8 protein-coding genes, 1 tRNA gene and 1 pseudogene are annotated in these 9226 nt (G+C 58.9%); 4 read left to right on the top strand and 6 right to left on the bottom strand.

What is annotated here, in order from left to right; translation table 11 throughout:
- Positions 1–168: 168 nt before the first annotated feature.
- From NW848_RS16040 to zds, 3 genes are all read right to left on the bottom strand, one after another.
- Complete coding sequence (locus NW848_RS16040; RefSeq protein ID WP_011429562.1) at positions 169–879, bottom strand: class I SAM-dependent methyltransferase; 711 nt, start codon at positions 877–879, stop codon at positions 169–171.
- A 49-nt stretch (positions 880–928) separates the two neighbouring features.
- Positions 929–1870: a sugar phosphate nucleotidyltransferase gene (locus tag NW848_RS16035; RefSeq protein ID WP_414508273.1), complete on the bottom strand. Its 942-nt coding sequence runs from the start codon at positions 1868–1870 to the stop codon at positions 929–931.
- A 234-nt stretch (positions 1871–2104) separates the two neighbouring features.
- Positions 2105–3583, bottom strand: a complete 1479-nt coding sequence (zds, locus tag NW848_RS16030; RefSeq protein ID WP_414402317.1) for a 9,9'-di-cis-zeta-carotene desaturase — start codon at positions 3581–3583, stop codon at positions 2105–2107.
- A 139-nt stretch (positions 3584–3722) separates the two neighbouring features.
- Here zds and NW848_RS16025 point away from each other — a divergent pair.
- Positions 3723–3794, top strand: a tRNA-Gly gene (locus NW848_RS16025).
- A gap of 48 nt (positions 3795–3842) precedes the next feature.
- Here NW848_RS16025 and NW848_RS16020 read toward each other — a convergent pair.
- From NW848_RS16020 to NW848_RS16010, 3 genes are all read right to left on the bottom strand, one after another.
- Positions 3843–4577 carry a D-alanyl-D-alanine carboxypeptidase family protein gene (locus NW848_RS16020; RefSeq protein WP_414389884.1) on the bottom strand — a complete coding sequence of 245 codons (735 nt, stop codon included), beginning with the start codon at positions 4575–4577 and terminating at the stop codon, positions 3843–3845.
- Between the two features lie 39 nt (positions 4578–4616).
- Positions 4617–5054 (bottom strand): peroxiredoxin, encoded by a 438-nt coding sequence (locus NW848_RS16015; protein ID WP_011429567.1) that lies wholly within the window; start codon positions 5052–5054, stop codon positions 4617–4619.
- Between the two features lie 70 nt (positions 5055–5124).
- Positions 5125–5748, bottom strand: a complete 624-nt coding sequence (locus tag NW848_RS16010) for an HD domain-containing protein (protein WP_011429568.1) — start codon at positions 5746–5748, stop codon at positions 5125–5127.
- A 553-nt stretch (positions 5749–6301) separates the two neighbouring features.
- Between NW848_RS16010 and NW848_RS16005 the strand changes: the two are divergent.
- The 3 genes and pseudogenes from NW848_RS16005 to NW848_RS15995 all read left to right on the top strand — a co-directional run.
- Positions 6302–6434, top strand: a pseudogene (locus NW848_RS16005) (IS200/IS605 family transposase); the annotation flags it as partial.
- 1106 nt (positions 6435–7540) lie between these two features.
- Complete coding sequence (gene mgtE / locus NW848_RS16000) at positions 7541–8920, top strand: magnesium transporter (protein WP_414508272.1); 1380 nt, start codon at positions 7541–7543, stop codon at positions 8918–8920.
- Positions 8921–9024: 104 nt separating this feature from the next.
- The gene (locus NW848_RS15995) at positions 9025–9222 is read left to right on the top strand and encodes a hypothetical protein (RefSeq protein ID WP_099812376.1); all 198 of its coding nucleotides are present in this window, start codon (positions 9025–9027) and stop codon (positions 9220–9222) included.
- Positions 9223–9226: the final 4 nt, after the last annotated feature.

The following is a 9226-nucleotide window of genomic DNA, read 5'->3' as shown; positions in this document are numbered from 1 at the left end:
AAGTTGGTTTGCTAAGTGCTGCTATTGTACCCCTTGAGCCCTTAACAGGCTGTAGGAGTTTTCCCATCTTATAAGGGTGGGGGAGAGAGCACCGACTTTGGAAAGCCAATCCTCCGGGCAAGCTACCTCGTGGAAGGGGAAAGCCCCCCTCTTCAAAGGGAGAGGAGGTCACTGCTTGCGCTGAATCCAATAGGTGGTAAATAGCTCGCCACTGGCCTGTTTCTGGATTTTGCCCCCCAAGTCGGCGATGCGCCGCTCCCACTCCTGTAGGGGCGTGAGAATCGGCTCGCTGCCTTTGAAGAGCTCAATCAACCCCCACTGTTCGGCCCACACCGACTCAGGATTGACCACTTCGATAATCACTGGCGCAGCCGGACGCAACACCCGCCTCAGTTCTGCCCAAACCGCGTCAAAGTAGTCTATCGGGTAGTAGTACAAAAATCCTGTAGCAATGGCCAGATCGAACTGCTCTGGCCCGTAGTTTTCCAGGTGATGGGCGGATCCCTGCTGCATCGACTTGAACAGCTTGGAGTTAAGCTGCGGTGCCCGCGAGCGCACAAAGCGCACGATCCCCCCGCTCAGCTCATGGCCGTAAAAGTAGGCCTGCCAATCGTTCCAGGGATAGGTCAGGAAACTCACTCCACAGCCCAGATCCAAGCAGGCTTCCCGCTTTTTGGGGGCGCGCAATTGCCAAAAGGGGATCCCCAGGCGTTCCTGGAGGTGATCCCGCTTTTGGGCTTGCCAAAAGGGCAACTGTTCCAGGTCGGGGGGAAGCTGCCAACTGGCCCGACCCAACTGCACCTCCAGCTCCCGGTTGAAGCGGGCGGCTACGGCGGCAAGATAGGGATCCCAGCGTTCCCCGCTTTGCGGTAGCTCCATCTTTGGCCGGCTCTGTTGTGGAGGCTTGGGCGCTTAACTGGCCTTTAACCTAGACTACCAGGAGGCCCGGCCCATAGGCCCCCGGCTGCAGGGATCCATTGACCCAACTGTAGCTGCCGAGGATGGTGCCGGCGGGGACTTGAGCTTGGGAGCCCAAGCGCGTGTAAGCGCCGATGTAGCAGGGCGCGTGCAATTGAACGTCAGGGTGGATCTCGGCGGTCTTGTGAACCCATACCCCTGGCGCCCGTTCTTCCACATCCTCGAGAGGGAAATCCCTCATCCGGCTCAGGAGAATGTCCAGTTGGCCGTGGTAGTAGCTGGCCGGCGTGCCCAGATCCCGCCAGTAGCCAGTGTGCAGGTAGGCTTGCAGCCGTCGCCCCTGCCGCAGCAAGTCGGGGAAGATACGCCGCTCGAAGCTGAGGGGATCCCCGCTGGGGTAGTCTTTGAAAATAGCCGGATCGAGGACATAGGTACCAGCGTTGATGGTGTTGGTGGTGAGGGCTTCGGCAGCAGTGGGCTTTTCCCGAAAGGATTGGATCCGGCCCCCTTCCCCTACCTCCACCAGGCCGTAGGCGGTGACGTCCTCCACCTGGGCGAGGGTGAGGGTGGCGACGGCCCCGCTCTGCAGGTGGCAGTGTATCAAATCTAATAAATCCAGATCGGTGAGGATATCGGCATTGAAGACCACTAAGGGATCCCCGCTGAAGTAGGGTTGGGCCAGCACCAAAGCTCCCGCTGTATCTAGCGGCGTCTCCTCGACGACGTAGCGGAGCTTTACCCCCCAAGCAGTGCCATCTCCCAGAGCCGCCTCGATCTGTCTGCCCAGATACCCCACGCTGAGCAAAATGTCCGTCAGGCCGGCCCGGCGGCAGCGCCCGATCAGCCAGTGTAAAAAAGGCACCTCTAGCAACGGCAGCAGAGGCTTCGGTTGCCACAAGGTCAGCGGCCGTAAGCGAGTTCCTTGCCCCCCTGCCAAAATCACCGCCTGCATAGCTATCCCCAACCCTACTTCTTCCCCGCATAGTAAGGAAAAAGAGCTCGGCCCGCCAGAGTCAATTCGCTGAGGGGGAGATGGCCGCTCAGGTGCAGATGGGGGGCAAACGGGCAGCCGGTTCCGCCCCGCTAAAACCGCCTGCCGCGCTTGGCGTGTCCCTGCCATAGGCCGGTGAAGAGAAAGGGGCCGCAAGGGATCGCCTCCAACCTCCCCTAGCGGGCATTGGCGTTTTTACGGTGCTCTACCTGCTGCAATCTTCACCGACTGCCCCGACGTCTGGGGATCCCGGCAGGCGGCCAGGATGGCCTGGGCGGCCAGGTGGCCGGAGAGGGTAGCCCCTTCCATGCTGTCGATATAGTCTTGGGCGGTGTAGCTGCCGGCAAAGAAGAAGTTGGGCACGGGGGTCTTCTGGTGCGGGCGATAGGGATCCATGCCTGGCGCTTCTCGGTAGAGGGAGTGGGCCAGCTTGACGACGCTGTACCAGGTCATGTTCAGTTGCCGCGACGAAGGAAACAGCTCGTGCACTTGGCGCAGCACGTGCCGGGCAATTTGTTCGTTGGACATGGAGATGAAGGGATCCCCCGGCGTGAGCACACACTGCAGCAGGGATCCCTGGCCGGGTTTGTAGTAGTCGGCGGGGCTGGTGAGAGCCAGATCGGCAAAGCAGGAGAAATCGGCATCGGGGGTGTAGAGGAGGTTGTCGATGCCAACTGGCTGCGGGTGGTCAGCGGCGCGTTTGGCCCGGCCCTTCAGCTCCGTCACCCAGCCGTCGAAGCGCAATTGCACCGTTGCCACGGGTACGGATTCCAGCTTGTAGAGGTTGTCGAACTGGGGCCACTGCCGCCACACCTGGGGGATCAGCCGTTTCGCCCCTTCCACGGCTGTTGCACACACGTACACATCCGCTTCCACCCGCTCGCCATTGGCCAAGACCAGACCGGTTACTGCGTAGGGAGGAGAGTCGCTGACTTCAATGCGGCTGACCCCTCTGCGGGTGTAAACCTGGCCGCCGCGGGCTTGCAGGTAGCGGACGATGGGCTGGGTGAGGTAGTTGTCCGGGGATCCCTTGAGGAGGTTGAGCTTGGAGGCATCGGTTTTGCTGGCAAACATCTGAAAAATGGTCAGCATGCAGCGGGCGGAAATCTGCTCCGTATCGATGAAGCCCAGGGCATAGGCAATCGGGTTCCACATCCGCTTCAGGCTGGCCTCGGATCCCCCGTGGCGGCGGAACCACTCGGCAAAGCTCATCCGATCCAAAGCGCGAATCTGCCGCATCGCCCCCTCGTAGTCCAGCAGGCCGCGAATCAGAGGGCTGGTGCCCAGCGCCAGGGCGTTGCGCAGCTTATCGGCCCAAGAGAGCTGCTCGGTGGCAAAAAAAGCCTTGAGGCCGTTGAAGGGCGCCCCTAGCGGGAAGCGAAAATCGAGGCTGGCCACCTGCCCCCCGCGGTTGACAAAGGTGTGGGTGTGTTGCTTGGGCAGCAGGTTCTCGTAGGCCCCCACCTTCTTCATCAGGGCAAACAGGTTGCTGTAGTTGCAGAAAAAAACGTGCAGCCCCATCTCGATGTGGTTGCCCTCGGCATCCTGCCAGGAGCCCACCTTGCCGCCCACAAAGGGCCGCGCCTCGTAGATCTGCACCTGGTGCCCCGCTTCCACCAAATCCACCCCTGTGACCAAGCCGGCCAACCCGGCCCCGATAATGGCTACCCGCATCGTGATCCCCTCAAATGAGCTCAGCCAAAGGCTGAGGCAACTGCAAAGAAAGATAAACTTCTCTCATTCTGGAACAAAATGCGCCAGGGATCCCTGGCTTGACAAACGACCGCAAAACTTGCCATGATAGATGTCCGATGCGGATGTAGCTCAGTGGTAGAGCTTCTCGTTGCCAACGAGACGGTCGCGCGTTCGAATCGCGTCATCCGCTTTTCGATCCCTCACCCCCGTCTCCTCTCCCAAGGGGAGAGGGGAGGTGTTAGCGCTTGTAGAAGGTCTCCAGGCTGTGGCGGTCGCCCACAAAGCGCCAGTGCCAAGGTTCGTAGTTCACCCCCTGCGGATTGTTTCTGGGGAAAGACAGCTCAAAGCCAAAACGGGCGGCATTTCTCTCCAGCCACCGGAAGGCAGGGGTGGTCTCAAAGGCTTCTTGAGTGTCCCACTGAGGAAACTGGGCATCGCCAATATCAATGGCGTAGCCGGTGTGGTGCTCGCTGTAGCCGGGGGGAGCGCTGAGCGCAGCCCGTTCTTCCGGTCGCAAGGCTCGCGATTGGGCCAGTTGAAAAAACAAAAACTCCTGCTCCGCTATCGAGCGAAACCCAGAGATAGGGACAAGGCGGATCCCGTCGGCTTGGGCTGCTTCACTCATGCGCAGGTAGCTCTCGGCAGCCGCCTGGCGCAGGCGCACCTCTCGACCGTGGTAGCTGCCCACCACCCGTAGGCTATCTGCGGGGGCCTCGGAATAGGCATAGTGCCCCAGCAGCGAGACCCGCTCATTCTGCTCAGTTGGCTGCGCCAGAGGGGGCTGACCGGCTTTTTCGAGGACTGGGGAATCTGCTGGGGATCCCGCCAATCTCTCCAGCCACCACGCCATCCAGAGCAGCAAGCCAACTATGGCCAGCCCTACGCCCAGCCACAGGCCCCACGAAGCTGAGGAACCTTGCGCTTTTTCCGCACCAGATGGCTGGCGACGCGCAACCGGAATGTCGTCGTTCATGCGCAAGGGCTGGGATCTCAGAGAGGAACCGAAGAGATTTTACAAACCCAAGTCGGCCAAAATATCGCGGGCGTGGGTTTCGGTGTTGATGTTCTGATAGACCTTGGCAATTTTGCCCTCGGCGTCGATGACGTAGGTCACCCGCTTGGCGTAGCCGCCTCCATCCACATCGTAGGCGCGGGCGATCACCCCACTGGTATCCACCAGCAGAGGGAAAGGCAAGTTGTACTTCTCGGCAAACTTTTGGTGAGAGGCCTGGTCGTCCATGCTCACCCCCAACACCACCACGTTTTTGCTTTGATAATCAGCGTAGGCGTCGCGGAAGCCGCAGGCCTCTTTGGTGCAGCCAGGGGTGTCGTCTTTAGGGTAAAAGTAGAGGACAACGGTTTTCCCGGTAAAATCAGCCAGAGAAACTTGGTTGCCGTGGGTGTCGGTCGTGTTGAACCCTGGAGCAACGGTGCCAACAGCGAGAACCATAGACAGGTGACCTGAAGAGTGCAAGAGAGAAAGCTGCCCTCAGCATTTTCTTCAGCCCTGGTCGTCTCTGTCAAGCTGTTGCCGGCCCCGACCCGGCTGCCCGTTGCAACTCGACCACCAGCTCTTGGAACTCCACTGCCAGCCTAGAAGGCAGCCGTCGCCCCAGGATCTCCGCCAGCGACCGGTAGTACCACAGGGATCCCTCTTTGCCGCCGGAGAAGCGCTCCCAGAGCTGATCCCCCAGTTGGCGAAAGTCGCGTAGGATGCAGCGGACGTTGTGCAGCTTGTCGGAGGCGGCCACCAGCAAAACCGAGGCATCTGCGGTTTCCAAGTGCTTGAGATAGGCCACTTTGCGCTCTTTCCAGTCTTCTTTGGGCTCGCCCAGGGAGCTATCGCTGTCGGTGTCCGTGCATCCCAGGACGATCTGCAGCACCCGTTCTCCGAAGTGCTCCCGCAGCTCCCGTTCAATCTGAGCCCGCGGCTCGCCGCTGTAGCGGGGGCCATCCTCCAGGCTGTCGTGGAGGAGGGCAGCAATGGCCTCATCTTCGTCGGCGCCATGCTCCAGGGCGATGGACGCCACCGCCAGCAGGTGGCTGAGGTAGGGGATCCTTGTTCCCTTGCGGGTTTGAGCGGCATGCCAGCGGTAGGCGTAGCGCATGGCCTCGGCAAACCGCGGCGTCAACTGGGTAGACATAGGTATCTCTCCGGTCGAGGTTGGCAGTTGAGGGGATTGGTATTGGTAGGAAATCGTATCCAGAAAGCGTCTATTCCAAACCAAGCTTTGACCTGGTTGCCGAGCGGCACTCTGACTTTTGCTTCTTGGAACTTAAGCCACTTTTTCGGGTATGCTACTGAGAACATCCCCTTCTTACGGTAGCGCGGCAGGTTTGGTCTTAAACTCATTCCTTCTTGCCAGGAGAGCCTCAGCTTTTTCTTAGAGCTACTGAGTGCCTCAGCTACAGACTTACACGTCTGTTGTGCGGCGGAAACATACATTGCGATAAAGTGCTTGTTTTGGGTTCTGGCCATCTCAGCACAAAGCTCACCATAGCTTGCCCATCGCTTCGTTTTGAAATAGACTTGTCTCGCATAGTACAAAGCACAGTTGTACACCTTATTAGACTGTTGACACAAGTACTCTAATAGGGGGACTAGCTCCCTGTTCCTGACTCGAACCTGCTGACAGCCGTACTCCATCATTGTTGGCAAGCGGCATGACAACCGCAGTCTGACATGGGCAAGCGATAGTGCGAGAGGAAAGTCAACGGTACAATCACTACAACCATGGTGTGGGGCTAGCGGTTGTTTATCTTATTTTTTGGCCAAAGAGTAAGGAAAGAGGTCTTGGTGGGAGAAGTCAGGAAGAGGTTGTTTGAGCTATGAAACTATATCAACGACCCCCATCATGGGTAAGCGACTAAAGTGGCTAGCGGGCTTTTCCGCCCTGCACTCAAGTGCGGGGCTACCAAGCTATCCTTTTGTGTGCAGGTGGGGACTGGCCCGCAGGGCCTGGATCACCGGAGCCAGCTCGATGGCTGCGGGCCGCGTACCCAAGATCACAGAAACCAGGGGAAGGGTGGCCATAGGCTCATGGGCAGCGGCACCTGTAGAGGCTGGAAAGAGCTGATCCACTCCGCGCAGCTCATTGGGGTGAGCCTCTTAAAAACACAGGCAGCATAGGGCAGCGTTTTCCCAAGGTCACAAGCTGCCAGGATGGGGACTCTACTCAGTCAGGCTGCGAGCAGAACCCGGAAGAGGTTGTGCTCTCTTGTTCGCTTACCCCGATCTTAACTCCCCATCTGCTCCGCTGATCGTTCACCGAATATGCCAGAAAAAGGTTGACGGGATCCCCTTCCTGCAACTAGCCTAAAAAGGGCTGAAGAGATCCTCTTCTGGCTGTCCGGGTTGTTTCGCTTAACCTTTTTGGAGGAAAACGTTCAACAGCATGGACGCTTCCGGTAGTTGTAGCGCCAGCCACCAGTGGATGGTCTTCGAGGAGCACGTTCTTGAAGACTGGGCTCTTACTGGTGTCTTCCTTTTCCCCGCTGACAGCTTCTGTCGTCGCTTGAGAGGATCCCGTTTCGCCAACGCGAAGGGGTGGGAGAGTTTTCCCGGCTAGCTTTTGACTTGGGTGGCTCTCTCAGTCGGCGACGAACAGATGAGCTGAGCAGAGCCTTACCTGAGCAATGGGTTTGTACAGCCCTGTTCAGAAAAGGGGAGATCAGGAGTAATTCCGAGGGGATTCCCCTTGACTTTCCCGTTGTGGGTTTTGGGGTTTCCGCAGGCCTGGGGATCCCTTGGAGTCCCTTTTATCGGCTTGGGCGCTTGCGATCCAAGCTGGGCTTGGAGGCCTGGCGCTAGACCTACGGCTTGCTGCGCGGCCATCCAAGGGTTTCAGGGCTTCCCTGTGAGCCTTGGAGCACCGGTTGGCTGTTGACCTCCTGGTTCTCTTCATCCCGGCTGACCCCAACGTTCGGAGGTTTATCATGCGGCACAACATTCTTCGCGATCTCCTAACCCCTGCTTCCTTGGAAGCCGCCAAGCGAGCGGCCAACCGCGCCCCTATTGCCGAGCTGGTGCAGCAGTTGATGGAGATTTCTCCGCGGCAGCGGGTACTGGCTTTTCGGTTGCTGGAAAAAGACAAGGCCATGGCGGTATTTGAGTATTTGCGGCCTGAAGAACAGGCCGATCTCATCCGCAGCATGGAAAACCCAGAGGTGATCCGGCTGGTGGAAGCATTACCCCCAGACGAGCGGGTGCGCCTGTTTGAGGAGCTGCCGGCCAAAGTTACCAAGCGGCTGATCGCCAACCTCAGCCCAGAAGCCCGCGAAGCTGTGAATATCCTGCTGAACTACCCGGAGCGCAGTGCCGGTCGGCTGATGAACCTGCGCTACTTGGCGGTGCGCGATACCCTCACCGTCGGGGCAGCTTTGGCCAGTGTGCGCGACTCCCAACTGGGGGATGACGAGCTGGATGTGATCTTTGTGGTCGATGACCAGCGGTTCTACAAAGGTCTGGTGCGCACCGTGCGGCTGGTGAAGGCGGATCCCGACCTACCGATTCGGGAGCTGATTGAAGGGGTTGATACTGTGGCGCGGGTTACCGACCGGGATCTCCAGGCAGCTCGTTTGCTCAAAGATTCCGGCTTGCCGGCCATTCCGGTGGTCGACAGTGAAGGACGCTTGGTGGGAGATATCACCTTTGAAGATGTCATCAACTTGGTGGAAGAGGAGGCCACCGATGCGGCTTTGGCCCAAGCAGGGGTGGGCAACTTGCTCAGCCGAGACAAGGTTTGGAGCGAGCGCCTGGTTAAAGGCTCCCGTTGGTATGCCGTCCGTTTGCGCATCACTTTCTTGATCATCACCCTGATCGGCGGCATGTTGGTGGGGGGAGTGATCCAAACCTTTGAGGAAGTGTTGCAAGCAGTAACGGCAGCGGCTATTTTCATCCCCTTGGTCATGGATATGGGCGGCAATGTCGGTACCCAATCTACGACCATCTTTGCCCGTGGCTTGGCTTGGGGCCACATCAACGTGCGGCAGTTTCTCCCCTATTTGCTGCGGGAAGCCAGCATTGGTGGCATTATCGGTGCGATCCTGGGGGCCACGGCTGGGGTGATTGCCTACTTCTGGCAGGGGGCACCGAATGGGATCCCACAATTGGGTCTAGCGGTGGGCTTGGCTCTGGCCATTGTCCTCACTTTGGGGGCTATCTTGGGCGCCATTTTGCCCTGGGTGATGTTAAAGCTGGGCTTTGACCACGCTCCGGGAGCGGATCCTTTTATCACCACCATTAAAGACTTCACCGGCCTCTGGGTGTATTTCACCTTGGTAGCTTGGCTGGTCGGCGTTGAAGTCGAGTTCTGAGGCTGCTCTCTTCGCCTTGCAGTCCAACTTTGGCTCCCAGGCTACCCCCGGCCTGGGGGAGCTGGATTCAGATTGAATCCGATTATTCGTTCAGGAGGTGTGCCATGACTTTGAAAGCTCCTTCCACCACAGCTCAGTTCCGGTTGCTGCTGCAGCGCTACGCCCATCGAGTCAGCATAACCTGCGCTTTAGAAACGGGTGGTAAGCTGGCCCCAGAAGTGGCCTTTGCTCAACTGGAAACCCTCTGGCAGGCTCTGGAACAGGAGGCCAAAGCCCTGGGGATCCCAGATGTGGCCGGCTAGCCCT

Source organism: Synechococcus sp. RC10A2 (assembly GCF_047502605.1).
This window is presented reverse-complemented; position numbering and strand designations above follow the sequence as displayed.

Excerpts from the sequence above, each read along its gene's own strand:
- NW848_RS16040 (WP_011429562.1), bottom strand. The coding sequence starts at position 879 with ATGGAGCTACCGCAAAGCGGGGAACGCTGGGATCCCTATCTTGCCGCC.
- NW848_RS16035 (WP_414508273.1), bottom strand. The coding sequence starts at position 1,870 with ATGCAGGCGGTGATTTTGGCAGGGGGGCAAGGAACTCGCTTACGGCCG.
- zds (WP_414402317.1), bottom strand. The coding sequence starts at position 3,583 with ATGCGGGTAGCCATTATCGGGGCCGGGTTGGCCGGCTTGGTCACAGGG.
- NW848_RS16020 (WP_414389884.1), bottom strand. The coding sequence starts at position 4,577 with ATGAACGACGACATTCCGGTTGCGCGTCGCCAGCCATCTGGTGCGGAA.
- NW848_RS16015 (WP_011429567.1), bottom strand. The coding sequence starts at position 5,054 with ATGGTTCTCGCTGTTGGCACCGTTGCTCCAGGGTTCAACACGACCGAC.
- NW848_RS16010 (WP_011429568.1), bottom strand. The coding sequence starts at position 5,748 with ATGTCTACCCAGTTGACGCCGCGGTTTGCCGAGGCCATGCGCTACGCC.
- NW848_RS15995 (WP_099812376.1), top strand. The coding sequence starts at position 9,025 with ATGACTTTGAAAGCTCCTTCCACCACAGCTCAGTTCCGGTTGCTGCTG.
- mgtE (WP_414508272.1), top strand. The coding sequence starts at position 7,541 with ATGCGGCACAACATTCTTCGCGATCTCCTAACCCCTGCTTCCTTGGAA.